The organism is Niveispirillum cyanobacteriorum (genome assembly GCF_002868735.1).
In the GTDB taxonomy this organism is placed as follows: Bacteria; Pseudomonadota; Alphaproteobacteria; order Azospirillales; family Azospirillaceae; genus Niveispirillum; species Niveispirillum cyanobacteriorum.
Map to the genome: position 1 here is coordinate 459335 of NZ_CP025612.1, position 26082 is coordinate 485416.

Annotated in this window: 18 protein-coding genes; 9 read left to right on the forward strand and 9 right to left on the reverse strand. The window is 62.5% G+C overall.

Annotation, left to right across the window (positions count from 1 at the left end):
- Nucleotides 1–151: 151 nt before the first annotated feature.
- The 6 genes from C0V82_RS17925 to C0V82_RS17950 form a co-directional block, all read right to left on the reverse strand.
- Nucleotides 152–3094: a TonB-dependent receptor domain-containing protein gene (locus C0V82_RS17925; protein WP_102113812.1), complete on the reverse strand. Its 2943-nt coding sequence runs from the start codon at nt 3092–3094 to the stop codon at nt 152–154.
- Nucleotides 3095–3192: 98 nt separating this feature from the next.
- Nucleotides 3193–4275, reverse strand: a complete 1083-nt coding sequence (locus C0V82_RS17930) for an alpha/beta hydrolase (RefSeq protein ID WP_102113813.1) — start codon at nt 4273–4275, stop codon at nt 3193–3195.
- A 232-nt stretch (nt 4276–4507) separates the two neighbouring features.
- A complete protein-coding gene (locus C0V82_RS17935; protein ID WP_082371997.1) occupies nt 4508–5176 on the reverse strand; it encodes a TetR/AcrR family transcriptional regulator in 669 nt (222 codons plus the stop codon).
- A gap of 69 nt (nt 5177–5245) precedes the next feature.
- Nucleotides 5246–5731: a DUF3237 family protein gene (locus C0V82_RS17940; RefSeq protein WP_102113814.1), complete on the reverse strand. Its 486-nt coding sequence runs from the start codon at nt 5729–5731 to the stop codon at nt 5246–5248.
- An 8-nt stretch (nt 5732–5739) separates the two neighbouring features.
- Nucleotides 5740–7320, reverse strand: coding sequence for a carboxylesterase/lipase family protein (locus C0V82_RS17945; protein ID WP_102113815.1), 1581 nt, complete (start codon nt 7318–7320; stop codon nt 5740–5742).
- A gap of 48 nt (nt 7321–7368) precedes the next feature.
- Nucleotides 7369–9261, reverse strand: a complete 1893-nt coding sequence (locus C0V82_RS17950) for a bifunctional sugar phosphate isomerase/epimerase/4-hydroxyphenylpyruvate dioxygenase family protein (protein WP_199772586.1) — start codon at nt 9259–9261, stop codon at nt 7369–7371.
- A 154-nt stretch (nt 9262–9415) separates the two neighbouring features.
- Between C0V82_RS17950 and aroQ the strand changes: the two genes are divergently transcribed.
- The 7 genes from aroQ (at nt 9416) to C0V82_RS17985 (ending at nt 18148) form a co-directional block, all read left to right on the forward strand.
- A complete protein-coding gene (gene aroQ / locus C0V82_RS17955) occupies nt 9416–9880 on the forward strand; it encodes a type II 3-dehydroquinate dehydratase (protein ID WP_370466035.1) in 465 nt (154 codons plus the stop codon).
- Nucleotides 9877–10728, forward strand: coding sequence for a shikimate dehydrogenase (locus C0V82_RS17960; RefSeq protein ID WP_102113817.1), 852 nt, complete (start codon nt 9877–9879; stop codon nt 10726–10728). The genes aroQ and C0V82_RS17960 overlap by 4 nt, the downstream gene beginning before the upstream one ends.
- Before the next feature lie 52 nt (nt 10729–10780).
- On the forward strand, nt 10781–12118 hold the full coding sequence (locus tag C0V82_RS17965) for an MFS transporter (protein ID WP_158660025.1): 1338 nt from the start codon (nt 10781–10783) through the stop codon (nt 12116–12118).
- 130 nt (nt 12119–12248) lie between these two features.
- Nucleotides 12249–13412, forward strand: a complete 1164-nt coding sequence (gene prpC / locus C0V82_RS17970; RefSeq protein ID WP_102113819.1) for a bifunctional 2-methylcitrate synthase/citrate synthase — start codon at nt 12249–12251, stop codon at nt 13410–13412.
- Nucleotides 13413–13449: 37 nt separating this feature from the next.
- Entirely contained in the window at nt 13450–16086 is a 2637-nt protein-coding gene (acnD, locus tag C0V82_RS17975) for a Fe/S-dependent 2-methylisocitrate dehydratase AcnD (RefSeq protein ID WP_102113820.1), read from the forward strand.
- A complete protein-coding gene (gene prpF, locus C0V82_RS17980; protein WP_102113821.1) occupies nt 16086–17273 on the forward strand; it encodes a 2-methylaconitate cis-trans isomerase PrpF in 1188 nt (395 codons plus the stop codon). Before acnD ends, prpF begins: the two co-directional genes overlap by 1 nt.
- 14 nt (nt 17274–17287) lie before the next feature.
- Entirely contained in the window at nt 17288–18148 is an 861-nt protein-coding gene (locus C0V82_RS17985; protein ID WP_102114382.1) for an isocitrate lyase/PEP mutase family protein, read from the forward strand.
- Nucleotides 18149–18194: 46 nt separating this feature from the next.
- On the opposite strand, the gene metE is transcribed toward C0V82_RS17985, so the two are convergent.
- The gene (gene metE / locus C0V82_RS17990) at nt 18195–20489 is read right to left on the reverse strand and encodes a 5-methyltetrahydropteroyltriglutamate--homocysteine S-methyltransferase (protein ID WP_102113822.1); all 2295 of its coding nucleotides are present in this window, start codon (nt 20487–20489) and stop codon (nt 18195–18197) included.
- 109 nt (nt 20490–20598) lie between these two features.
- Between metE and C0V82_RS17995 the strand changes: the two genes are divergently transcribed.
- Entirely contained in the window at nt 20599–21531 is a 933-nt protein-coding gene (locus C0V82_RS17995) for a LysR family transcriptional regulator (protein ID WP_102113823.1), read from the forward strand.
- Nucleotides 21532–21668: 137 nt separating this feature from the next.
- Nucleotides 21669–23090: a short-chain fatty acyl-CoA regulator family protein gene (locus C0V82_RS18000; RefSeq protein WP_102113824.1), complete on the forward strand. Its 1422-nt coding sequence runs from the start codon at nt 21669–21671 to the stop codon at nt 23088–23090.
- Nucleotides 23091–23107: 17 nt separating this feature from the next.
- On the opposite strand, the gene C0V82_RS18005 is transcribed toward C0V82_RS18000, so the two are convergent.
- A complete protein-coding gene (locus C0V82_RS18005) occupies nt 23108–24022 on the reverse strand; it encodes a cobalamin B12-binding domain-containing protein (protein WP_102113825.1) in 915 nt (304 codons plus the stop codon).
- 123 nt (nt 24023–24145) lie between these two features.
- Entirely contained in the window at nt 24146–26053 is a 1908-nt protein-coding gene (locus tag C0V82_RS18010; protein WP_102113826.1) for a 1-deoxy-D-xylulose-5-phosphate synthase, read from the reverse strand.
- Nucleotides 26054–26082 lie beyond the last annotated feature (29 nt).

Sequence of the window (26082 nt, forward strand, 5' to 3'; positions counted from 1 at the left end):
GGGCAACATGCATTCGCGAAGTGTCGACGAGGATGTATCCGGTGCATTTCCGCCCTGGAAACGCCGACGGCGTCACAGGTGATATCCTGTGCCGCCGTCTGCGTGAGGGGGAATTGGGTCGCTGCTGATCTGGATCAGCAGCGACCATTCATCAGAACTTCGCCCGCAGGCCGACATAGTAGGAGCGGCCAACCGCGTCATAGACAGCGACATCGGTGCTGTTTTGCGAACTGGCCACGATGGGCAGACCCCGGTCGAACAGGTTGGTGACACCAGCGCGCAGTTCGATACTCTCGTTGACCCGGACATTGCCGAACAGGTCGAACAGGTTATAGGCCGGCACGCCGCGTGATGGGTTGGTGGGCGTGGTCACCGCCGTCACGTCATCCATCGCCCCCTGATACCGCCAGCGCAGGCCGACCCCGAACAGGTCGGAGCGGTAGCCGACGGTGGTCAGCGCCTTCCAGCGTGGCAGCGCGCGGCCCAGCGTGCTGGTATTCACATAATCCTGGAAGGCACTGCCGGGCAGGGTCTGGATATTGTAGTGGTTCACCCAGCCGATGACGGGCGTGACATAGATCTCAGCACTGGGATCGCCGACATCGGCACCGATATCCGACAGGCTGGCCGACCAGTTGATCTGCACATCGATACCGTCGGTCTCCAGCCCGCCCAGGTTCAGGAAGGGCAGGCTGACATCCTGCAACTGGCCCTGCGCATCGCGGGTCAGCAACTGGCAGAACTCGTTCGTCGCGGCATAGGTGGGGTTGGAGCCGTCGAGATTATAGCACTTGGACAGGGTGGTGAGGCCCGGCACGCCGGAGATCACCTCCTTGATCTTGATATTGTAATAATCGACGGAGATGGTGGTGCCACCATACCACGGGCTGTCGCCCGGCACAGTCAATACGGTGCCGATATTGAACGTGTCGGCCTTTTCCGGGGTCAGGCCCAGATTGCCCCGGATGGTGCCGCCGGTGGCGGTGGTGGGGAAGGTGTAGGTGTCGATAACGTTGGCCGGCACGCCCTGCGCAATGCAAAGCGCGCGGACCTGTGCCCCGCCGGTGCCCGTGCGGGCGATGGAGCGCACGTCGCAGGGATCACCGACGGAAGCTGGCGGCGTGCCGAACTGCACCTGTGTGCCCGTCGGCGGGGAGAACAGCTCCCCGATGTTCGGTGCACGCACCGCGCGCTGATACGACCCGCGCAGCATCAGGGCGTCAACGGGCTTCCAGCGCATGTCGCCTTCATAGGATTTGACGCTGCCCGTGGTGGAATAGTCGGAATAGCGGGCGGCGGCACCAATGGCCAGTTCCTCCGCGAACTCCGCCCCGCTGATCAGCGGGATATCCACCTGACCGGCAATTTCCTTCAGGTTGATATTGCCGCGTGCCGACGCGGAACCAGTCACGGCCTCGATATTCTGGGCGGCCAGATCGCTGTCAGGCGTAAAGCGATAGGTGTTGCGGCGGTAGGAGGTGAGCAAAGCTACCTGCAGCGGACCTGCGGGCAGTTCGACCACCGGGCCGGACAATTGCCCCTGCACCTGAGTCTGTGTCAGCTTCTCCGTACTGAGCGCCGTCTTGGTCATGTAGGTCTTGCAGGCGTCGGAGATCCGCGTGGAATTACTGATGCCGAACGGGTTGAACCCGCCCGCGCAAAGCGAATTGCCGCCATCTGCCGCGTTTAGCAGGCTCTGAACCTTGCTTTTCACCACGGCATTGTACAGCGCCTGATCATGCAGGCTCTCGTCGTAGGAGCTGTAGAGATCCCATTTCCAGCTGCCGGCCAGATCGCCCTTCAGGCCCAGCGCGAACTGGCTGACCTTGTACTGTTCATCCCAGTTTTTGTCGGCGATACCGACATAACGACCGTTCCAGGTGAAGGGCGCATTGGGATTGGGGCGCGACGCCAGGATGGTGCGCAGGTCGGCGGGGATGAAGGGGTTGGTGGTGGGGATGGTGGTCAGATTGCCAATCTGGGTCAGGCTGCCGCCGCTTTCGGTATTCACGACGCTGTCGACATACATGAACTGGCCATAGGCGGTGACGCCCTCTGCCACCTCATAGTCGAAGGAACCGAAGGCGGTCTTGCGTTCCAGGGAGTTCTGGAACTGCACCTGCTGGCCCACGGGCATACGGACATTGCCGGCGATGATGGCATAGCCATTGTCCGTCGGACCCTTGTAGTTCAGGGCGCCCGTCTGCACGAACAGCGAACCGTCATTGTTAAAACCCAGGTTCAGCGTGCGACCAACGGTGGAGGTGACGCCATATTTGGCAAAGACGCTGTTGATGGCGGCCTGGGTCGGCAGGTTGGCGGCGTTGGGCACATAGGTCCCAGTGCCGATGAAGGAGGAGGGGGTGACGAATTCGAAGAAGGAACGCTTGGACCCCTGCAGGCCCGGACGGTCCGTGTAGCTGGCCGTCAGCATCATATGGCCCTTGTCCTCAGCAAAGGCGCTGCCCAGCGTGACGGACGCAGATTTCTTGAACACGTCGCCGCGTTCATCCTGACCGAACTGCACATCGGCGCGGACACCGTCAAAGGGCTGGATGGTCTTGAAATTGACCACGCCGGACATGGCGTCGGAACCATAGATGGCGGACGCACCACCTGTGATCACATCAACACTGCCGATGATGGCTTCGGGCAGGATGTTGATATCGACATTGCCGTTAATGTCCGACAACGGCAGGCGCTTGCCGTTCAACAACACCAGATTGCGGTTCGAGCCAAGGCCACGCAGGTTCAGGCTGGCGCGGCCACCACCGCCCTGTCCGCCGGTGCTGGCGGTGCCGGCAGCGGTGAAGGAAGGCAACTGGTTCAGCGCCGCCTCAACCTCTACTTGGCCGCTTTCCTTGATGGATTCCGTCGATACGGTGGTGATGGGGCTGACCGCGACATTGTTGGGCCGCTGGATCAGGGAGCCGGTGACCACGATTTCCTCGATCAGCTCCGTCTTGCCGGCATCGGCCTGCTGTGCCAGCGCCGGGCCTGCCAGCATCATGCCGGCGGCCAGCGACAGGGCCAGCGGCGATGCCGTTTGCCGCAACCGGTCATGCACCGGCGGGCGCGTCTTGATCATCTTCATGTTCACGTTTTCCTCCCCTTTTTGGCGTGCAGGGGTCACCGTTCCGGCAACGGCACGGGCCCCGGCTTTGCTTTTGCTGATTGTGCAGCCGATCCCCGTCAGCGGGGGCCGATTGCCGTCTGGATGAAATCAAGCGTTTCGGCCAATGCCTGACGGCTGACCTCCACGGTGCGTTCGGGTTTTTCGGCGATCCAGCTATGGTTGGCGCCGTCGAAAATGCGGGTCTTTACGGATACGTTGGCGGCGGCCAAAGCCGAGGCGAACCGATCCTGCTGGGCCACCGGCACGACATTGTCGTCGCGTCCATGCAGCAACAGGAAGGGCGGGTCCTTGGCATCGACATGTGCGATAGGCGATGCCTGGCGCACCCGGTCACCGTCGCAGCCGGTACCCGTGCAGCCCAGGAACCGGCGCATCGGTTCCGTCGGCGGTGCATCCTTGTTCAGGTAACTGGGCATGGTGGCAAGGTCATAGATACCGAACCAGGAGACCACCGCCTGAACGCAATCAGACGCCTGTTCCACCCCGCCCGCACCCGTGGGCACGGTTTCAACGGTGGCGGGCCGGGCGGGGGGCGGTGCATCCTCTGCAAAGGCCGGGTCGGCGCAGCTTGCCCCTACCAGGGCCGCCAGATGACCGCCCGCCGACTGTCCCCAGGCGGCGAAACGGGTGGGATCGACACCGAACCGGGAACCGTTGGCACGCAGCCAACGGATGGCGGATTTCACATCCTTGGCCGCAGCGGGGAACGGCGCCTCGCCGGAGAAGCGGTAACTGACAGAGGCCACGACATAGCCCTGGGCCGCGATGGAGGCCAGAACCTTGGGCCAATCCTGGAAGGCCGCACTCCGGCGCGGGCCACCACCCATCCAGCCGCCGCCATGGATATAGACGATGACAGGTCGGGCGTTGCCATCCCTTCCGGCACCCGCTGGCAGGAACAGATCCAGCTTCAGTGGCCGGTAACCGGGCACGGTCTTGTAGACCACATCCGGCATGCCCGTCACGCCACCGGCGAAGGGAACCGTGATGGTGGAAAAGGTATCGGCCCCCACCTGCTGTACCGAGGCGCCGACAGCGGCACTGGCCGCGACATCGGCGCCACCGGCATGGGCCACAGGCCCGATGGCCATGGCGGACAGGCACAGGAACGCGGATATGGCGGTGACGGAACGCTTCATTCTTCCCCCCGACCCTTATTTTTGATTTTGCGGGTCCGACGGACGATGCCAGACGACCCGACTTTTCTTTCGATGGAGTTAATGTACGAAACAGTTCGTACGTCGTCAATTGTGTTTGTTATGCCGCAGTGTGTTTCTTTGCGGATGCTGGAAATCTCTGTAATGAGAGCTGTTTTCGGCCTGTCGAGAACCGCTTCGGCGGCGCAAGTGCTTGTGGAGGAGGGAAAACCTCTCAGCCCTTGCGGCACCAGGTCATGACGATCTCCACCACCTGTTCTTTGCGGCGCGCGGCGGCCTCTTCTGACCCAAGCTCGTATCCGAAGATGGTGGAGAAGGTGTAGCGGTTGGAGACGTTGTAGAAGCTGAGCGCGCTGATGGTCATGTGCAGTTCGACCGGATCGATGTCTGCCCGGAACAGCCCCTCCGCCACGCCCTTGTCCAGAATGGCCTTCAACCCCTGGATGACGTGCTGGCTGCGGCGCTTGATGCCGTCGACATTGCCGATGAATGACCCGTGCAGGATGTTTTCGTTCATCACCAGCCGGACGAATTCCGGGTTCTTGAAATGGTGGTCGAAGGTCAGGCGGATATGGGCCTTCAACGCCTCTTCCGCGCCGACATCTAGGATGGGCAGGGCTGCCTCCGAATCACGGATCGCGATATATTCCTGCTCCAGGACAGCCTGATACAGCCCTTCCTTCGATCCGAAATGGTAATAGATCATACGCTTGGACGTGTCGGTCTTTTCCGCGATCTCGTCGATGCGGGCACCCATCAGGCCCTTGTCGGCGAATTCGCGGCGGGCCACGGCCAGGATATTGGCCTTGGTCTCATCGGCTTCGGCGGCGCGGGGATTGCGGGCCGGGGTTGCCGATTTCGACTTGGGCGCCGGGGCGTTCATGGAGGATCCGTTGGATGATGGAAGTGCGGGGCCACAGGATAATGCGGCCCCGCGCGTTTTGAAGCGAATTCAGCCTTCCGCCGCAAAGACACTGATGATCACAGCCCCGCCACCCGGCACGGGCGTGATCCGGCCCACGAAGATGCGGCGGTTCAGCCATTCATATTTGCCGGTGGGCGCGTGGAAGGCGGGCACAGTCATCAGATAACGTGGGTCCGGGACCGACAGACCCTTGTTATGAACGATGATAACGGCACCATCATCGGTGCGCAGGGAATAGAGTGCCTCAATCTCACGCACGCCGTCGGGTCGGTCGATCTGCCAGTCGGCACCGCCGGCCATGACCTCGCCCTTGATCCCCTCTCCGGTGAAGGTGCCACCGGTGATCGGGATGAAGCGGCGCTTGCCATGGTCGCTCACCCCCACTTCCACCGCCGGATCAACGGTGACGCGGGCTTGCAGGACCAAGCGCAGACCGGGCGTGGGTACCGGCTCATAGGCCTGGATGGTGGCGGGGCAGAGCAGCATCAGCAGCAGAAGAAGATATCTCATCATATCCTCGCTCAATCCCGCACGCGCGGCGTGCTGGTGGGTGCCGGGGGTGGTGCTTCCCACCCGCCCAGCAGGTCCAGCGTGGCATAGCGCGGCCAGTCCGCCACCCGCACCTGCTCGCCCAGTTCCATCAGGCGCGGCTTCTTCGGATCGAAACGCGGCCAGTCGGGTGACGGGGCGGCTCCCTTAGCGAAGGACAGCAGCATGGACTGCATCCGAGTGGCGAGGTCCATATCCAACGGTTGCCAGTCACGGGTGCGGCGGAACAGGTTCAGCGCGTCCAGGGTGCCCAGCCAATAAGGCACATCGCCGGTATGATAGGCGCCAACCGTCGCCGGATCATGGTCGGCGAAGCGGATGCCCGGTGTATAGGGGTGGCGGCGCGTGAATAGCCAGACATAGGCCGGCTGTTTCTGCGCGCGTGCCCACGCCGCGACCTGCCTGCCTACAGTGGCGTCACGCTGGATATCGGTGATGGCGCGGGGAATGCCGCCGGCATCCTTAACCGCATAGGCCTTCAGGATCTTGTCCGCCACGCTGGGGAAGGATTGCCGGATCAGCGCCTGATAGGCAGCCAGATCGGCAGCAGTGCCCAGCGTGCGGAAGCTTTCATCGCGGGTGAAGCCGATCATGACCGGCACGTCGCTGTGCCCGTCCGTCTTCATCGCTTGATCGGGCGGCAGCGGCAGTACCTTGCCGTCCAGCACGATGGGGGAGCGGCGGGGCAGGGGTGTGGCAATGATCCGATCGCCGGCGACGGCCCGCATGTCAGCCAGGGAGCCGGCCTTCAGCGCGTCCTGCAACCGCTTGCCATCCGCTTCCGCATCGGCGAGTGGGATGGGCGGCAGCAAGGCGCCGAACGGGCTGCCGCTCATCCCGACGGCGCGGTGGAACAGGCCCTTGGCCTCCGGACTGGCCATCAGCAGGCCGATGGACATCGATCCCGCTGATTGCCCCACCAGGGTGACATTGCCGGGATCGCCACCAAAGCCCGCGATATTATCGCGGACCCAGCGCAAACCCTGGATCTGGTCCATCAGCCCGTAATTGCCGGAATGTCCCCCGCCTTCCGCCGAAAGGTCGGGATGGGCCAGGAAGCCCAGCGTGCCGACACGGTAGGAGACAGCGACATAGACCACGCCCTGCTTTGCCAGAAACTCGCCTGAATAATTGGGCATGCTGGCGGAGCCGACATTGAAAGCTCCGCCATAGATCCAGACCATGACCGGATAGGGCTTGCCCGCCGGTGCCGGTTCCTTAGGCGCCCAGACATTCAGGTACAGGCAATCCTCGCTGATCGCCTCATGCCCGAAATAATGGTTGATGGTGGACCCGCGCATGGGCTGGAGGCACATGGGTGCGAAGCGGTCGGCATGCAGCACGCCCTTCCAGGGGGTAACCGCCTGTGGCGGTCGCCAGCGCAGGTCGCGCAGCGGCGGGGCGGCAAACGGTACGCCCAGGAACGCGTTGACGCCGCTGTCCAGCAACTTGCCCTCAATCACGCCGCCTTCGACCTTCACGGTCTGGGCGGATGTCGCGATGGGAAGGGACAGGCAGGCAACGCCCAGCAGCAGGCGGGACCAGATGGACATGTTTCCTCCGTTGATTCTGTTGCTTCTTTGGGCGCTTGTTCCGCGCCTTCAATAGACCGTATCGGTGTTGAACCTGGACTGTGCGGCCAGCCGGACGGCGGCATTGGCGGCCCCGTACGCGTCGTACCCCCGCCGCTGCACGAATTCGAAGAAGAAGCGCTTGGCAAAGGCACGGGAATAAAGCTGGAAGAATTCAGCCTCATCGGTCCGGTCATACAGGATATCGTAGGCCGCCATCCGTTCCACCAGATCGGGGTCCAGGCCGAACCGCGCCTCGATATCGTCATAGTAGTTGCGGGGGATGGGCAGCCGTTCCAGCCCGCGTTCCTGCAACGCCTTTGCGGTCGCAAATATATCGCCGGTGGAAAGCGCCACATGCTGCACGCCGGCACCCAGATAGTGATTCAGGAAACGCGATGTCAGGGTCTGTGCCGCCGCAGAGCCGTTCAGGGTGACGCGGAACGACCGGTCGCCATTCTCGATGGCCTGACTGTGGACGATGCCCAGCGGATCGGCGATTTCCAGTTGCGGCGTCTTGGTCACGTCAAACAGCGCGAAATAATAGAGCAGCCAGGACAGGAATTCCTCATACCCCATGGCCTGGGCAATATGGTCGATGCGGCTCAGGCCCACGCCGGGCACCGGCGCGTCAGTCAGCGGCACGAAATCATTGCGCCAGACCTGCTCCTGGGTCCCATCCTCGATGAAATAGATCAGGCTGCCGCCTACCCCGCGCACGCAGGGGATGTCCATCTCTCCCGACCCCACCGCCTGGGCAAAGCGCGGGATACGCAGGCTGTCGGCACGGGCCAGCGCCGCTGGCACATCATGCACCCGCAGGGCCAGTGCGCAGGCAGATGCGCCATGCACGATGGAATGGCTGTGTGCGAAGCCCTCCGTCTCGCTGTTCAGGACGATGTTGATGTCGCCCTGGCGCCAGCGGGTGACGGCCTTGCTGATGTGGCGTCCTACAGGTTCAAAGCCCATTGTAGCCAGCATGGCGCCCAGCGGCCCCGCCTCTTCCTCTGTTGCGGCGAATTCGATGAATTCCACCCCGTGCACATCAATACGCTGCGGCATGGTGGCGGGCCGCTTCAGCCGGGCCAGCGCCTCATCCTCCACCAGTTTCAGGGAGCGATAGCCGTCTAACGCGATGCCGGAAGCGGAGCCGGCGCGGAACCGGTCGTTGAAAATCTCCAGCGATAGAGGCCCGCGATAGCCGATGGCGATCAGCGCCTTCACATAATCCGTGATGGGCAGATCGCCCTGACCCGGCATGTTACGGAAATGCCGGCTCCAGTAGAGGTGATCCATGTCCAGGCGCGGGGCATCGGCGATCTGCACGATGAACAGCTTGGCCGGGTCGATGTCACGGATGCTGTCGATGGGCACATCGCGCGCCAGCGAATGGAAACTGTCCAGGATCAGGCCGATATTCGGATGATTGACGCGGTGGACAATGTCCCAGGCGTCGCGGTGGTCATGCACATGCCGGCCCCAGGCCAGCGCCTCATACCCCACACGCAACCCCCGCGCCGCCGCCAGTTCGCCCAGGTCGCGGAAATCATCCACGATGCGCCCGCGTCCCGGCAGCGATTGCGGCGAGACGTTGGAACAGACCAACAGCAGATCGGTACCCAGTTCCGCCATCACATCGAACTTGCGCAGCATCCGTTCAAATGTGCGGGTGCGCAGGGTGCCGGGCATGCCCTCAAAATCGCGGAAGGGCTGAAACATGGTGATGGTCAGGCCCAGATCCGCCGCGATGCGCCGCACATCGGCAGGACGGCCATCGAAGGTCAGAAGGTCGTTCTCGAAAATCTCGACACCGCTGAACCCGGCCGCCGCCGCAGCCTCCAGCTTGCCGGTCAGGGTGCCGCTGATCGACACGGTAGCGATGGATTTGGCCAGGCCGCCGGTCGGCAATTCCGCCTGTTCCATGGTACCCCTCCCTTGGATGATTGCTGCTGATTATCGGGTCATTGAAAGACGCGCCTTGACGTGAACGTACTATTTCGTACACATTCACGCAACGGCCAATCCCATGGGCCGATCAACGACAAACACCGCCTCTCACCGGGCGCAGGGGGGAATTTTGCCGGACCCTGTGGAACGAAAGCCTGTTCACATCCTGAACGGGCCCAATCTGAATTTGCTGGGTACGCGGGAACCGGAAAAATACGGTCGCCGCACCCTGGCCGATATCGAGGATAGCTGCCGTCATCATGCGCAGTCGCTGGGCCTGTCGGTTATCTGCCGGCAGAGCAACCATGAAGGCGCGCTGATTGATTGGATACATGCGGCCCGTACGGAAGCGGCCGGGATCATCATCAATCCCGGCGCCTATACCCATACCTCGGTCGCCATCATGGATGCGCTGCTTTCCTGCGCCATCCCGATGGTAGAGGTGCATTTGACCAACATCCACCGGCGGGAAGCCTTCCGCCATCATTCCTATGTGTCGCTGGCGGCGACAGGTGTCATTTGCGGCCTTGGTGCCGATGGATATCTGGCCGCCCTCTCCTTTCTCGCCAACAGCCTCGGGAACAGCCCATCATGAGCGGGAAATCCATCCTCGCGGGCCTGATCGGGTCGGGGATACAGGCATCCCTGACGCCGCGCATGCATGAACAGGAGGGGGCGCGTCGGGGCCTCCGCTATGTCTATCGCCTGATCGACCTGAAACAGCTGGGTCTGGATGTCGCGGCCTTGCCCGATCTGGTGGCGGGGGCGCAGCGGTTCGGCTTCAACGGCCTGAATATCACCCATCCGTGCAAGCAGGCGGTGATCCCGCTGCTGGACGAACTGTCGCCCGAAGCCGCTGCCATCGGTGCCGTCAATACTGTCGTCCTGAAGGACGGGCGCAAGACCGGCCACAATACCGACTGGTGGGGTTTCGCCGAAGGGTTCAAGCGTGGCCTGCCCGATGCCGATTTGCGCCACGTGGTGCAATTAGGGGCGGGCGGAGCCGGGGCCGCTGTCGGCTATGCGTTGCTGCGACTGGGTGTTGACCGTTTGTCCATCTTCGATGTGCAGTTGGCGCGGGCCACGGAGTTGGCTGACCGCCTGAACACCCTGTTCGGGGAGGGGCGCGCCAGGGCCGTGCAGTCGCCGGATGCGGTGCTGCCCCAGGCCCATGGTTTGGTAAACACCACGCCGCGCGGCATGGCCGATTATCCGGGCCTGCCGGTGGCGCAGGGGCTGCTGCGCCCCGACCTCTGGGTGGCGGAGATCATCTACTTCCCCATCGAGACGGAACTACTGCGCACGGCCCGGCAGCTGGGCTGCCGCGCGCTGGATGGTGGCGGCATGGCCCTGTTTCAGGCGGTGGGCGCCTTCCAGCTGTTCACCGGCATCGAACCGAATGCCGGTGACATGGGGGCGGATTTCAAGGCAATGCTGGGATAAGCAACGCGGAATGGCCCGACAGAAGGCCAGACGCGGTGCAGGGAGGAAAAGAATGTCGAACAAGCCGGGCCACAAGGCCGACCGGGCCAGTGCCGAATTCCAGGCGCGTGTGGCAGCCCTGGAAGCGGCACCCATGGGGCGCACGCGTCTGATCGTGGTGCTGCTCTGTTTCATCCTGAACCTGCTGGACGGGGTGGATGTGGTGCTGTTGACCTATGCCGCGCCCGTCATCGCCCAGGAATGGGGGCTGAAGGATGGGGCGCTGGGCATCGTGCTGACGGCCAGCCTGCTGGGTACGGCCTTCGGATCGATGCTGATGGGGCCTGTGGCCGACATGATCGGCCGGCGCAAGGTGGTACTGATTGCCATCACCTTGATCGGTTCCGGCATGCTGCTGGCGGCCACGGCGCATGACATGGTGATGCTGGCGGTCTGGCGCGTCGTGACGGGGGTTGGCATCGGTGCCATCCTGGCCTCCATGGCTTCCATCACCTCGGAATTCTCCAACGCCCGGCTGCGCAGCTTCTGGGTGGCGTTTCTGCAGGCCGGCTGGCCCATCGGGGCCATCATCACGGGATTTGCGTCCGCTGTCCTGATCCAGGCCTATGGCTGGAAGCCGTTGTTTGTCGGGTCGGGCATGCTGTCGGTCATCATTCTGCCGGTGGTCGCCTGGCTGATGCCGGAATCTTTACAGTTCCTGGCCAAACAGGATGCGCCCGACCGTTTGGCGCGCATGAATCGGCTGCTGGTGAAGTTGGGCCAGCCGGCCTTGAGCGAAGCGCCGCCGTTGCCGGCAAAGCGCGGGGTGAAACTGTCTGCCCTGTTTGAGGGGCATCTGGCCCGCTCCACCCCCGCCTTGTGGTTGGGCATGACCATGGGTTGGGCTGGGCTCTATTTCCTGATCAGTTGGATCCCCCGCATCGCGGTCAATGCCGGCCTGCCGCTGGATCAGGCCATCATGGCGGGTGCCACCTTCAATATCGGCGCCTTCATCGGCAGTGCGGGCATCGGTCTTTTGGCGACCCGGTTGCCGTTGAACCGGCTGATCCCTGGGTTCCTCGGTGCTGCGACCCTGGCGATGCTGCTGTTCGGCTGGGTCTCCCTACCGATCATGGCAACCTTCGCCACTATCCTGGTTCTGGGCGTGTTGGTACAGGGTGGGTTCAACGCCTTCTATCCCATGGCGGCACAACTCTATCCGACGGAAATCCGGACCACAGGCATCGGGACCGCCATGGCTGTGGGGCGCAGTGGGGCCATCCTTGGGCCGTTGGCCGCAGGGTATTTGATGGAGATCGGCACCGATCGCGGCATGCTGTTCTTGGTCTATGCGGTACCTCTGGCCATCGCGGCCGTGGCGGCATGGCGGGTTGGGTCCAAGCCGTCGTGAGGGGTTCCTTCACAACATTCACCGATTAACAGGTTTTTCGCGGCAGATATTCACCATTTCAGCCATTCACCAGAAGGGGGCGTTCCCGCGATGATGCGCCATCACGGACATCACGAACAGGAAACGCCCCATGAACGCAGCAGTGGCCGAGACCGTATCCGCGTTCAAGCCGAAGAAATCCGTGGCGCTCTCGGGCGTCACGGCCGGCAATACCGCCCTTTGCACCGTTGGCAAATCCGGCAATGATCTGCATTACCGGGGCTATGACATCCTGGACATCGCGGAGCGGTGCGAGTTCGAGGAGGTGGCCCATCTGCTGATCCACGGCAAGCTGCCGACGACGGCGGAGCTGAAGGCCTACAAGGCGCGGCTTCGCGCCATGCGTGGCCTGCCGACCAATGTCCGCCAGGCGCTGGAATGCCTGCCCGCATCAGCGCATCCGATGGATGTCATGCGGACCGGTGTGTCGGCCCTGGGCTGTGCTTTGCCGGAAAAGGATGACCACAATATTCCCGGTGCGCGCGACATTGCCGACCGGCTGATGGCCTCACTAGGGTCGATGCTCCTCTACTGGTACCATTGGTCCACGAACGGCAAGCACATTGATGTCGATACCGACGATGAAAGTATCGGCGCGCATTTCCTGCATCTACTGCACGGTGTAAAGGCACCCGCGCTGTGGGAACGGGCGATGCATACGTCCCTGATCCTTTATGCCGAGCATGAGTTCAATGCCTCGACCTTCACAGGCCGGGTGATCGCAGGCACGGGATCGGACATGTATTCCGCAGTCACTGGCGCCATCGGCGCCCTTCGCGGGCCCAAGCATGGTGGTGCTAACGAGGTCGCGTTCGAAATCCAGAAGCGCTACGACAATCCCGATGAAGCGGAAGCCGATATCCGGGCGCGCGTGGAGCGTAAGGAGGTGGTTATCGGCTTCGGTCACCCGGTTTATACCGTCTGCGATCCCCGCAATGAAATCATCAAGCGGGTTGCCCATCAGCTTTCCACGCAAGCGGGTTCCACCAAGATGTTCGACATCGCCGCCCGGCTGGAGGCTGTGATGTGGGAGGTGAAGCGGATGTTCCCGAACCTGGATTGGTTCAGTGCCGTCTCCTATCACATGATGGGCGTGCCCACAGCGATGTTCACGCCCCTGTTCGTAATCGCCCGCACCTCCGGCTGGGCGGCGCATATCATCGAACAACGCCTCGACAACCGCATCATCCGGCCAAGCGCCAATTATGTCGGCCCGGAAGACCGTGCCTTCGTACCCCTGGACCAACGGTCCTGACCGTATCGCCACAGGCTGGGTTAAGATCGGAAGTGCCATGAATAGTGATTATCGCAAGCCGTTGCCCGGTACCGGGCTCGACTATTTTGATGCGCCTGCCGCCGTTGAGGCCATCCGTCAGGGGGCGTGGGCGGGTCTGCCTTATGTTTCCCGTATCCTGGCGGAACAGTTGGTGCGCCGGTGTGATCCATCCCAACTGACCGCAGCACTGCGTCAGTTGGTGGAGCGGCGGCGGGACATGGATTTCCCCTGGTATCCGGCCCGTGTCGTCTGTCACGACATTCTGGGTCAGACAGCCCTGGTCGACCTCGCGGGGCTGCGCAATGCCATTGCGGAACAGGGGGGTGATCCATCCAGGGTAAACCCGGTGGTCCCGACACAGTTGATCGTCGATCATTCGTTGGCTGTAGAACATGCGGGCTTCGATCCGGACGCTTTCGTCAAGAACCGCGCCATCGAGGACCGGCGCAATGAGGACCGGTTCCATTTCATCGAATGGGCAAGGCACGCCTTCGATAATGTCGACGTGATCCCCGCCGGCAACGGCATCATGCACCAGATCAATCTGGAGAAGATGTCACCCGTCATCCAGGCGCGAGAAGGGGTGGCCTTTCCCGACACCTGTGTCGGCACTGACAGTCACACCCCGCATGTGGACGCGCTGGGCGTTGTTGCCATCGGCGTCGGCGGGTTGGAGGCGGAAACGGTGATGCTGGGCCGGGCCTCCATGATGCGGCTGCCCGATATTGTCGGGGTGCGGCTGATGGGACGGTGCCAGCCGGGCATCACCGCCACTGACATTGTTCTGGCGCTGACATCCTTCCTGCGCGGTGAACGCGTGGTTGGTGCCTGGCTGGAGTTCTTCGGGGAGGGGGCGGACAGACTGTCCATTGGCGACCGGGCCACCATCTCCAACATGTGCCCCGAATATGGCGCGACCGCCGCCCTTTTCCATATCGACCGGCAGACTATCGATTATCTGCGCCTGACGGGGCGGGAACCAGCACAGGTGGCGCTTGTTGAAACCTATGCCATGACGCTGGGCCTGTGGGCTGACGCCCTGCGCACGGCGGAATACGAACGGGTTCTGGAGTTCGACCTGTCCAATGTCGTCCGTGCCATGGCCGGCCCGTCCAATCCGCATCGGCATTTGCCGACCGCTGCCTTAGCGGAGCGTGGTATCGCTGGGAACCTTGGACAGGCATTGGCGCAGGAACAGGGCGGGCTGCTGCCAGATGGTGCCGTCATCATCGCCGCCATCACAAGCTGCACCAATACCTCCAACCCGCGTAACGTCGTGGCTGCCGGATTGCTGGCCCGCAAGGCCAATGCATTGGGACTGCGGCGCAAGCCTTGGGTCAAAAGCTCCTTCGCGCCGGGGTCCAAGGTGGCCCGGCTCTATCTGGAAGAGGCGGGCCTGCTGACGGAGCTGGAGAGGCTTGGTTTCGGGATCGTCGCCTACGCCTGCACCACCTGCAACGGCATGTCAGGCGCACTGGACCCGGCTATTCAGAAAGAGATTGTAGACCGCGATCTGCACGCCACCGCAGTCCTATCCGGTAACCGCAATTTCGACGGCCGTATCCATCCCTATGCCAAACAGGCGTTTCTTGCATCGCCGCCGCTGGTGGTCGCCTATGCCATTGCCGGCACGATACGCTTTGATATCGAACGTGATGTGCTGGGCCTTAATGGTGATGGCAATCCTGTCACCCTAAAGGACCTGTGGCCCAGCGATGCGGAGATTGATGCCGTCGTAGCCGCCAGTGTCAGGCCTGAACAGTTCCGGCAGATATATGAACCCATGTTTGGCGCGGGCCGGAAAGCGGTGACGACGGTCAGCCCGCTTTATGATTGGCGGCCGCAATCGACTTATATCCGCCGCCCGCCCTATTGGGATAAGGATGGGGTTGGGGCGTTGGCGGCCAATCCCCGGACGTTGAAGGATATGCGCCCGCTGGCCATCCTGCCCGACAATATCACGACTGACCATCTGTCGCCGTCCAACGCCATCCTGGCCCAATCCGCCGCCGGCGAATATCTGGCGCGGATGGGGCTGCCTGAGGAGGATTTCAATTCCTACGCCACCCATCGCGGCGACCACCTGACCGCCCTGCGCGCCACCTTCGCCAACCCACAACTGATCAATGAGATGGCCGTGTTGGATGGGGTGGCGCAGCAGGGATCGCTGGCCCGTCTGGAACCGGATGGCACGGTCATGCGGATGTGGGAGGTGATCGAAACCTATCTGGACCGCCGCTGCCCCCTGATCATCATCGCTGGTACCGATTATGGCCAGGGCTCCAGCCGCGACTGGGCGGCGAAGGGCGTGCGGCTGGCGGGTGTGGAGGTGATCGTGGCCGAGGGGTTTGAACGCATCCACCGCACCAACCTGATCGGCATGGGCGTCCTGCCCGTAGAGTTCAAGCCGGGTACGACGCGCCTGAGCCTGGGTCTGGATGGCACGGAACTGTTCGATATCTCGGGCGACCGCCGGTCCGGTGCCGACTTGACCCTGACTATCCGCCGCCGCAACGGCGAACGGGTGGAGGTCCCGGTCACCTGCCGCCTGGATACCGAAGAGGAGATGTCGATCTATGAGGCGGGCGGCGTGCTGCAGCGCTTTGCCGAGGATTTCCTGGCCGCGCAGAACCCGCAGAAGGAGGCGGTCTGATGTCAAACGCGCCCCAGATGCGCATTCCCGCCACCTATATGCGCGGCGGCACCAGCAAGGGCTTGTTCTTCCGGCTGGATGATCTGCCGGAACCCTGCCGCGTGCCGGGCGTTGCCCGCGACCGGCTGTTCCTGCGGGTGATCGGCAGCCCCGACCCGTATGGGCAGCAGATTGACGGCATGGGTGGCGCTACGTCCAGCACCAGCAAATGCGTGATCCTGTCGAAAAGCACGCGCCCCGGCCATGATGTGGATTATCTCTACGGTCAAGTCGCCATCGATAGTGCCTTTGTCGACTGGTCGGGCAATTGCGGTAACCTGTCCACGGCGGCAGGTGCCTTTGCCATCCATGCCGGTTTTGTCGACCCTGCGCTGGTGCCGGAGAATGGCGTCTGCACGGTGCGTATCTGGCAGGCGAATATCGGTAAGAGCATCATCGCCCATGTGCCCGTTACCGGCGGGCAGGTGCAGGAAACTGGCGGTTTCATACTGGATGGCGTTGCATTTCCGGCCGCCGAGATCGTGCTGGAATTCCTCGACCCGGCGGAGGAGGGGGAGGCGGGCGACAGCCTGTTCCCGACCGGGAACCCTGTCGATGAGCTGGATTTTGAGGGGCGGCGGCTGAACGCCACCCTGATCAATGCCGGCATCCCCACGATTTTCGTGAATGCCGCCGATATCGGCTATTGCGGCACGGAATTGCAGGACGATATCAACAAGGACCCGGAGGCGCTTGCCCGGATAGAGGCGTTGCGCACCGTCGGCGCCCTGCGCATGGGCCTGATCCGCGACGCGGGTGAGGCAGCCCGCCGCCAGCATACGCCCAAGATCGCCTTCGTGGCCCCGCCCACCGATTATGTGTCGTCCAGCGGCAAGACCGTACAGGCGGGTGAGATCGACCTTCTGGTACGTGCCCTGTCCATGGGCAAGCTGCATCATGCCATGATGGGCACCGCCTCGGTCGCCATCGCGGCTGCGGCGACCATTCCTGGAACCCTGGTCAATCTGGCAGCCGGCGGCGGCACCCGCAATGTAGTGTGTTTCGGCCATCCGTCCGGCACTCTGCGCGTCGGGGCTGAAGCGGCCCTGATTGATGGCCGATGGCAGGTGACCAAGGCGGTGATGAGCCGCAGCGCCCGTATCCTGATGGATGGCTGGGTGCGCATTCCTGCCTGCATATTTGAATGATTGAAGGAAAAGCCATGTCTACCCGCAAGCAGCTCAAAGCCCTGGTGGAAGCCCGGCGCGGCGTGATCGTCCCCGGCGCCTTCAACGCGTTGTCCGCAAAGGTCGTGGAGGATCTTGGCTTTGAAGCCATTTATGTCACCGGCGCCGGTGTCACCAACATGTGGTTCGGCATGCCCGACCAGGGTTTCATGGGTCTGGCCGAGATCGCCGACCACACGGCCCGCATCCGCGACACGGTTAATGTGCCGCTGCTGGTCGATGCCGATACCGGTTTCGGCAATGCGCTCAATGTCTATCACACCGTCCGCACGCTGGAGCGGGCCGGCGCCGATTGCATCCAGCTGGAAGATCAGGTGGCGCCCAAGCGTTGCGGCCATTTCAACGGCAAAGATGTGATCTCCACCTGTGAGGCGGTGTCCAAGATCAAGGCTGCAGTCGATGCGCGCCGCGACCCCGACCTGCTGATCATGGCCCGCACCGATGCCGCCGCCGTCCACGGGTTCGAGGCGGCGGTGGAACGCGCCCAGCTTTTTGCCGAGGCCGGGGCCGATATCCTGTTCGTGGAGGCGTTGACCGAGGTCGAAGAAGTGCGCGCCCTGCCGCAACGTCTGGACCGCCCGCAATTGATGAACATGGTCATCGGTGGCAAGACCCCGATCTTCAATGCCACCGAGCTGGCGGGTCTCGGGTACGGCATCGTGCTTTACGCCAATGCCGCCCTGCAGGGCGCGGTGATGGGCATGCAGAAGGCGCTGACCGTTCTGCGCGATGAGCGGGAAGTGACGGAGGTCAGCGGCCTCATCACCCCCTTCGCCGAACGCCAGCGCCTTGTCGGCAAACCGCACTGGGATGCCCTGGATAAACGGTACACCTGACGCTCACCCCATAGGCCCGCGCCGTCATAGACCATCCCTCATCCCATCATGCCCCCTGGGTGCGCAGGGTCCGGGCGGCATTGACCATGCTGGCAAGGGCTGGCACCACCTCGTTCCATTGGCGTGTCTTCAGGCCGCAATCTGGGTTCACCCACAGCCGTTCGGCGGGGATGCGCCGGGCCGCCTTGGTCATCAGGTCGATGATCTGGGCTTCGGTCGGGATGTTCGGCGAATGGATATCGTAGACGCCGGGACCGATCTGGTTGGGGTAGTTGAAACTGTCGAAAGCGTTCAGCAGTTCCATGTCCGACCGCGACGTCTCGATCGTGATGACATCGGCATCCATGTCCGCGATGGCAGCAATGATGTCGTTGAATTCCGAATAGCACATATGGGTGTGTATCTGGGTGTCATCCGCTACCCCGTTGGCGGTGATGCGGAAGCTTTCCACTGCCCACGCCAGATACTCCCCCCATTGCGACCGGCGCAGCGGCAGGCCTTCGCGCAGGGCCGCCTCATCGATCTGAATGATGCCGATACCGGCCCTCTCCAGGTCCAGCACCTCTGCGCGGAGGGCCAGGGCAAGCTGATAGCAGGACAGGGATCGCGGCTGGTCGTCGCGCACGAAAGACCAGTTTAGGATGGTGACCGGGCCGGTCAGCATGCCCTTCATCGGCTTCGCCGTCAGCGACTGGGCGTAGATGATCCAGTCTACTGTCATGGCACGCGGGCGGCTGATATCGCCGAACAGGATCGGCGGCTTCACACAGCGCGAGCCATAGGACTGGACCCAGCCCGCTTGTGTGAAGGTGAACCCATCCAGCTGTTCACCGAAATATTCCACCATGTCGTTACGTTCAGCCTCGCCATGAACCAGCACGTCCAGGCCCAAGACTTCCTGCTCCCGCACAGACCGTTCGATTTCCTGGCGCATGGCCTGCTGATAGGCTTGCAGGTCAAGGGTGCCGGCCTTGAAGGCGCTGCGCGACAGTCGGATTTCCCTGGTCTGCGGGAAAGAGCCGATGGTGGTGGTGGGATAGAGCGGCAGGTTCAGACGGGCCTGCTGCCTGGCCGCGCGGATGGCGAAGCCGCTGTTACGTTGCCCCATCGCGGCATTGATCCCGGTAGTGGCGGCCTTCACTGCAGGATTATTGACACGCGCCGATGCCCGCCGTGCTGCGATGGCCTCAGTATTAGCGGCCAGTTCTGCCGCGACCGCATCGCGCCCCCGGCGTAGGGCCGTGGCCAGCACTTCGATTTCAGTCAGTTTCTGGACCGCGAAGGCCAGCCAGGGCTTCAAGTCCTCATCCAGTTTGCGCTCCCCCGCCAGATCGACCGGAACATGCAACAGCGAACAGGAGGGTGCGATCCATAGCCGTTTCCCCAGATGCCGGGCCACCGGCTCCAGCCAGTCCAGCGCCGCCGTCAGGTCGGTCTTCCAGATATTGCGGCCATTGACGACGCCCAGGGATATCACCCGGTCATCCCGCACGGCGCGGATCAGCGCCTCAACCTCCTGTCGGGCATTGATGGCATCCAGATGGATGCCCTGGACCGGGAGGCTGGCGGCGAGCGTCAGGTTTTCGCGCAATTCGCCGAAATAGGTTGCCAGCAACAGGTTGACGCCATTGTCCTTTAGGGCGGCATAGGCCTGCGTGAAAGCCTCTACCCATGCCGCATCCAGGTCTGTGACCAGGATTGGTTCATCGATCTGCACCCATTCCACGCCCTGGCCGGCCAGGGTCCGCAGCAATTCGGCATAAACGGGCAGTAGGCGGGGCAGCAGAGAAAGTCTGTCGGAACCATCCTTCGCCTTGCCCAGGGCCAGATAGGTGACGGGGCCGACGATCACCGGCTTGGCTGCCACGCCCAGGGCGCGCGCTTCGGCCACCTGTTCCAGCAGGCGCGACGCATCCAGGGTGAAGCTTGTATGGGCGTCGAATTCGGGGACAATATAATGATAATTGGTGTCAAACCACTTGGTCATTTCCCCGGCGGCGACACCGCCGCAGCAACCGGCGTGACCATCATTGCCCGCCGCCGAACGGCCCCGTGCAACGCGGAAGTAATTGTCCAGAGCATCACCATGGAAGCCGCGCACCCGTTCCGGCAGGTTGCCCAGGGTGAAGCTCATATCCAGGACCTGGTCATAGAAGCTGAAATCGCCCACAGGCACCAGATCAAGGGCTGCTTGGTCACGCCAGTGGCGTGCACGCAGGTCGGCGCCCGTGGTGATCAGCGCGTCTCGGGAATTCTGGCCTTTCCAATAGGCTTCCAGGGCGAATTTCAGTTCGCGTTTGGCGCCGATGCGCGGGAAGCCGAGATTGTGGGTCGTTACCATGGTTTTTGCCTTGGAAATGGGAAACGACCCCGACCATAGGATGTGAAAATGATGAATAAAAATGGTATGATTTCATGCATCAATGAAATCTGTTCATGTACGAGCTGCTATGTCGATCCTGGAACGTATTCATCTTTCCATCATCCGTGAGGTGGACCGCCAAGGTTCGCTGACCGCCGCCGCCAGCCAGTTGAACCTGACCCAGTCGGCGTTGAGCCATTCTATCCGTAAACTGGAGGATCAGATCGGCATTGCGGTCTGGCACCGGGAAGGGCGCAGCCTGCGTCCAACCCAGGCGGGGGAATGGCTGTTGGCGGTGGCCAATCGGCTGTTGCCGCAACTGACCCATGCCGAGGAGCGATTGCAGCAGTTCGCCAAGGGGGAGCGAGGCAACCTGCGCATCGGGATGGAGTGTCACCCCTGCTATCAATGGCTTTTGAAGATCGTGGCACCCTATCTTGATGCTTGGCCGCGGGTTGATGTCGATGTCCGGCAGAAGGTACAGTTCGGTGGCATCGGCGCGCTGTTCGGCTATGACATTGACATGCTGGTGACGCCCGATCCGCTGTTCAAGCCCGGTCTGCGGTTCGAGCCTGTGTTCGATTACGAGCAGGTGCTGGTTGTCGGGCCGGACCACAGGTTGCGCGGGGCTGAGTATGTCGAGGCGCAGCAACTGGCGGACGAGACACTGATCACCTATCCGGTGCCGACCGACCGGTTGGACATTTATACCCGTTTCCTGATGCCGGCGGGCGTGGCTCCGAAGCGGCACAAGGAGATTGAGACCACAGACATCATGCTGCTGATGGTTTCGCATGGGCGCGGGGTGGCGGCATTGCCGCGCTGGATGGTGGAGGAGTTCGGGGGAAAGTTCGGCGTGTCGCCGGTGCGGTTGGGTCCCGGCGGCGTTGGCAAGCAGATTTTCCTGGGCTTCCGGGAGGCTGATGCCGATATCGACTATCTTCGAGCCTTTGTAGACATGGCGTTGTGCCATCGTGAAGCATCGGAGGGGGCAGCCAGTATGGGCCGACATTCACTGTGATGGTGCTTCGCTCAATCCGCTTGCCAAGTGTGCCACCATTCTCAATATTCGCAAATTGAGGTCGCATCTGTTGCCGAATATTGTGAATATTTGTGCAGGGGGTGCTGAAAATTTGCGAATGATGCGAATGGTGTGGCATGCGTAAGCAGTTTGTGGGGGTCCGGCTGCGCCGGTTGCGGGAGGAGCGGGGGTTGAGCCAGGCGGCGCTGGCCCGGGCGCTGGAACTGTCGCCCAGCTATCTCAACCAGTTGGAACAAAATCTCCGCCCGCTCACCGTTCCCGTTCTTTTGAAGGTCAACGCGGTTTTCGGCGTCGATGTGCAATTCTTCTCCGAGGATGAGGAGGCGCGTCTGGTGGCCGACCTTCGGGAGGCATTGACCGAAACCGGCGTGAGGGAGGGTGTTGCTCTTGCGGAACTGAAGGAACTGGCGTCCAGCATGCCGGCAGTCGGCCGGGCGTTTCTGTCCCTGCACCGCCGTTACCGCGAGGCTGCGGGACGGTTGGAGCAGGTGTCGACCCGGCTGGGGGAGGATTGGCAGACCACGCCAAAGCCCCTGATGCCGTTTGAGGAGGTGCGGGACTTCTTCTATGCCCGACATAACCATGTCGAACCGCTGGACGGCGCTGCGGAGAAGATGCACCGCAGCGCCAATCTGACCATCGGCAACATGGCAACCGGCCTTCAGGCACATCTGGAACGGCGCCATGATGTCAGGGTGGTGATCGTGGAACGCGGTCTGGAGAGTGATGGTGCTTCCCGCCGTTATGACCGCTCCAGCCGCACACTTCACCTGTCTGCCGATCTGACGGCGGGGCAACGGGCCTTTCACATGGCAACCCAGGTCGCCTTCCTGGAGCAGGCAGAGGCGCTGGAACAACTGACGGCCCAGGCTGATTTCTCAGGTGAGGAGGCGCGGCGCCTCGCCCGGATCGGACTTGCCAACTACTTCGCGGGCGCCGTCATCCTGCCCTACCAGCCCTTCCTGTTGGCGGCGGAGAGCCTGCGCTATGACATTGAGCGGCTGGAGCGGCAGTTCGGGGTGGGGTATGAGACAATCTGCCACCGGCTGTCCACGCTGCAACGCCCCGACGCACGCGGCGTGCCCTTCTTCTTTGTCAGGGTCGACAGGGCCGGCAATATTTCAAAAAGGCAGTCGGCCACTGATTTCCACTTTTCCCGCGTGGGAGGTTCCTGTCCCCTTTGGAATGTGTACGAGGCCTTTGCCCAGCCTGGCCGCATCCTGACGCAACGGACGGTGATGCCAGATGGCCGCCAATATCTGTGGGTGGCGCGGACGGTAAGCCACGGGGCCGGCGGCTATGGCACGCCGGCCAAACAGTTTGCCATCGGCCTGGGATGCGATATCCGGCATGCGGGGCGGCTAGTCTATGCCAAGGGAATGGACCTGTCGGATATGGATGCCGCGACGCCCATCGGTGCCGGTTGCAAGGTGTGTGAGCGCAGGGATTGCGCGCAACGCGCGTTTCCGGCTATCGGGCGACCTCTCGCCGTTGACGAGATGACGACACGTTTTACCCCCTATCGGGCGGAAACTTAGTGGCTGTCGCTGACGTTTCAGATGTGGCTGGCCAGTTGCATGACGTCGAGCGCGGAGCGCGTCACGAAATCCGCACCGATACGCTGAAACGCCAGGGGCGAGGCGACGACGGCGGGGCCGCCGACGGCGATTTTCATCTTCCTGATCTTTGGTGTGGCCTGCACCCGGCGGATCACCTCCGAACAGTCACGCACCTCGTCCACGCGGCTGACGGAGATACCCAGGAGATCATAGGGTTTGTCCGACAGGCGTGTGTAAAGGCTTTCATCGATTTCAAGATCGCTGCCACCTTCGACGGCCCAGCCCATGTCGCGAAAGCAGGAAGCGACGATCGACACGCCGATTGTGTGTTGGGCGCCATGTGTGCGGGCCAACAGTATCCGCCGCTGCGCCCGGGGCTCCACGGTTGAATGGGCGGCTGCATGGGACACGTGGTTGACAATCATGCTGAGGCGTGTGGAGGCCACGGCAACCTGCATAAAATCAGCCTCATCCGTGCACCAGCGATTACCAAGCTCTGCGGCGACGGGTGCGAAAAGATGCACGGCAAGCGTACGCACGGGAACCGAGGCGCGTACCAACTCCTCAATGAAGCTGCGGTGGCGACGTGGATCGGGATCGATCAAACAGGCCAAAAGGCTGTCCCGATAACCCATGGCTTGTTCAGCACCCGGCATCTGGCGTGCCAGCGGATGATGTTCCGGATGCAGGGCAAGGTCATGCTCGCTGTTCGACCCGTGATGGGCGATAATGCTGTCCGGGTGACTGGCACCGACAATGCTGGAAACCGAACCACGGATTGCCCGCTCAAGCGTGCGATGGTCGCTGCTGCTGAGCTGGGGTTCGATGGCGGTTGGTTTCGTATGTCCGGATCTGGCGGATCTCGCTGGGTTTTGCAACCCGCGCAGTCCGTTGTCATCATTCTCGGCCATGTCCCCCCCGGTGATTGGCCTGGGAAGTAAGCCTCCCTTGTCCGGAAAGCTTACCGTATCCCTACGTTTCTGCAATTTTTTTCATCGATCGATTGATATTTGTCATTGATCGGCGCTGATTACTCACTCCGCAGCGATGGTTCGTGAACCGTTGACTGTGCCATTGGTCCCGTCATAGGGCAGGGGCAGCGCATGTCGCCGCCGGGAATGCGCCAATGCCCCCAGAACCAGACGCTCGATATGTTCAGCGTTCAGGCGCGCTGCCGCATACATCTCATCCGGTGAAGCATGTGAAATGAAGCTGTCCGGCAGCGTCATGGTTCGCAGGCCGCAACGGCCATCCAGCATGCCGCGGGCGGCGAGGTGGTGCAACACAAGTGCCCCGAAGCCGCCTGTCGCCCCTTCCTCAAGCGTGACAAGCAGCTTGTGACGCGACACCAGATCTTCGATAAGGGCCTTGTCCAGTGGCTTGGCGAAGCGGGCGTCAGCGACGGTGACGGAGATACCCTGTGCCTCCAGCGCCTGACGGGCAGCAAGACATTGGCCAAGCCGCGTGCCGAAGGACAGGAGTGCTACCGTGGAGCCGGTTTCGATCACGCGGCCCCGCCCGATGGGCAGAACGGTCCCGCGCACGGGCATGTCGATGCCCGATCCTTCGCCCCGTGGATAGCGAAAGGCAATGGGGCCGGCATCATGGGCGGCGGCCGTCGCCACCATATGGACCAGTTCCGCCTCGTCGCTGGCCGCCATTACCGTGAAGCCGGGAAGATTAGCGAGATAGCCGATATCGAAAGACCCCGCGTGCGTTGGGCCATCAGCACCGACAAGTCCGGCCCGGTCAATGGCAAACCGCACCGGCAGCCCCTGCAACGCTACATCATGGACAATCTGGTCATAGGCGCGCTGAAGGAAGGTGGAATAGATCGCGCAGAAGGGGCGCAATCCGCCGGCGGCAAGGCCCGCAGCAAATGTTACCGCATGTTGTTCGGCAATGCCGACATCGAATGTCCGGTCCGGAAAGGAGCGTGCGAAAATATCGATGCCCGTGCCGCCCGCCATGGCGGCGGTAATCGCGACGATCCTTGGGTCCTGCTCGGCCTCCGCCACCAGGGCGGTTGCGAAAACCTTGGTGAAGCTGGGGCCGACCGCGCGCGCCTTGGCCTGGGTGCCTGTCGCGACATCGAAGGGGGAAACCCCGTGCAACTTGTCTGCTGCCCGTTCGGCATGGACATAACCCGCACCCTTGCGCGTAATGGCGTGCAGCAGGACAGGGCCGTCGGCGGTTTGCCGCAGATGGCGGAGCGTGTCGAGGAGCCCTGTCAAGTCGTGACCATCAACCGGACCATGGTAGGCAAAGCCCATCTGTTCGAACAGACTGGTCACGCCAGCGGGTGCTGCGTCCCCCGAACCGGCCCGAACCGGCGCGGCCAACCGGTCCAGATGGGTTGACAGGGCACCAGTGGGTGGGGAGATCGACATCGCGTTGTCATTGAGGATGACGAAGATCCGACGGCCCAGCGCACCGGCATTATTGATCGCCTCGAACGCCATTCCGGCGGAAAGGGCGCCATCGCCAATCACGCAGATCACGTCACCGATATCGGCCCCGAGATCGCGTGCCACCGCGAATCCAAGCCCGGCAGAGATGGAGGTGGAGGAATGGGCGGCCCCAAACGGGTCATGCGCGCTTTCGGCGCGCCGCGTGAAACCGGATGCCCCGCCCTTCTTCCGGAGCGTACGCATGGCTTCCCGCCGGCCCGTCAGCAACTTATGCGGATAGCATTGATGCCCCACATCCCAGATCAGCTTGTCCCGTGGCGTATCGAAAACGGCATGGATGGCCACGGTCAGTTCGATAACCCCCAGGCTCGAACCCAGATGCCCACCCGTTTGGGAGACCACATCAATGGTTTCCGACCGTAATTCCCCGGCAAGGCCTAGGAGATCGGTATCCGATAAGCCCCGCAGGTCCGACGGTTCCTGAATGGCGTCGAGCAACGGTGTCTGTGAAGATAGGGATACAAGGCTCATTGCGTACCCTCCCGCGCATGAGCACCAAC

Excerpts from the sequence above, each read along its gene's own strand:
- C0V82_RS17965 (WP_158660025.1), top strand. The coding sequence starts at position 10,781 with ATGTCGAACAAGCCGGGCCACAAGGCCGACCGGGCCAGTGCCGAATTC.
- C0V82_RS18005 (WP_102113825.1), bottom strand. The coding sequence starts at position 24,022 with ATGGCCGAGAATGATGACAACGGACTGCGCGGGTTGCAAAACCCAGCG.
- C0V82_RS17925 (WP_102113812.1), bottom strand. The coding sequence starts at position 3,094 with ATGAAGATGATCAAGACGCGCCCGCCGGTGCATGACCGGTTGCGGCAA.
- C0V82_RS18010 (WP_102113826.1), bottom strand. The coding sequence starts at position 26,053 with ATGAGCCTTGTATCCCTATCTTCACAGACACCGTTGCTCGACGCCATT.
- C0V82_RS17995 (WP_102113823.1), top strand. The coding sequence starts at position 20,599 with ATGTCGATCCTGGAACGTATTCATCTTTCCATCATCCGTGAGGTGGAC.
- C0V82_RS17935 (WP_082371997.1), bottom strand. The coding sequence starts at position 5,176 with ATGAACGCCCCGGCGCCCAAGTCGAAATCGGCAACCCCGGCCCGCAAT.
- C0V82_RS17930 (WP_102113813.1), bottom strand. The coding sequence starts at position 4,275 with ATGAAGCGTTCCGTCACCGCCATATCCGCGTTCCTGTGCCTGTCCGCC.
- prpF (WP_102113821.1), top strand. The coding sequence starts at position 16,086 with ATGTCAAACGCGCCCCAGATGCGCATTCCCGCCACCTATATGCGCGGC.
- C0V82_RS17950 (WP_199772586.1), bottom strand. The coding sequence starts at position 9,261 with ATGGAACAGGCGGAATTGCCGACCGGCGGCCTGGCCAAATCCATCGCT.
- acnD (WP_102113820.1), top strand. The coding sequence starts at position 13,450 with ATGAATAGTGATTATCGCAAGCCGTTGCCCGGTACCGGGCTCGACTAT.
- metE (WP_102113822.1), bottom strand. The coding sequence starts at position 20,489 with ATGGTAACGACCCACAATCTCGGCTTCCCGCGCATCGGCGCCAAACGC.
- prpC (WP_102113819.1), top strand. The coding sequence starts at position 12,249 with ATGAACGCAGCAGTGGCCGAGACCGTATCCGCGTTCAAGCCGAAGAAA.
- C0V82_RS18000 (WP_102113824.1), top strand. The coding sequence starts at position 21,669 with ATGCGTAAGCAGTTTGTGGGGGTCCGGCTGCGCCGGTTGCGGGAGGAG.
- C0V82_RS17945 (WP_102113815.1), bottom strand. The coding sequence starts at position 7,320 with ATGTCCATCTGGTCCCGCCTGCTGCTGGGCGTTGCCTGCCTGTCCCTT.
- C0V82_RS17985 (WP_102114382.1), top strand. The coding sequence starts at position 17,288 with ATGTCTACCCGCAAGCAGCTCAAAGCCCTGGTGGAAGCCCGGCGCGGC.
- C0V82_RS17960 (WP_102113817.1), top strand. The coding sequence starts at position 9,877 with ATGAGCGGGAAATCCATCCTCGCGGGCCTGATCGGGTCGGGGATACAG.
- C0V82_RS17940 (WP_102113814.1), bottom strand. The coding sequence starts at position 5,731 with ATGATGAGATATCTTCTTCTGCTGCTGATGCTGCTCTGCCCCGCCACC.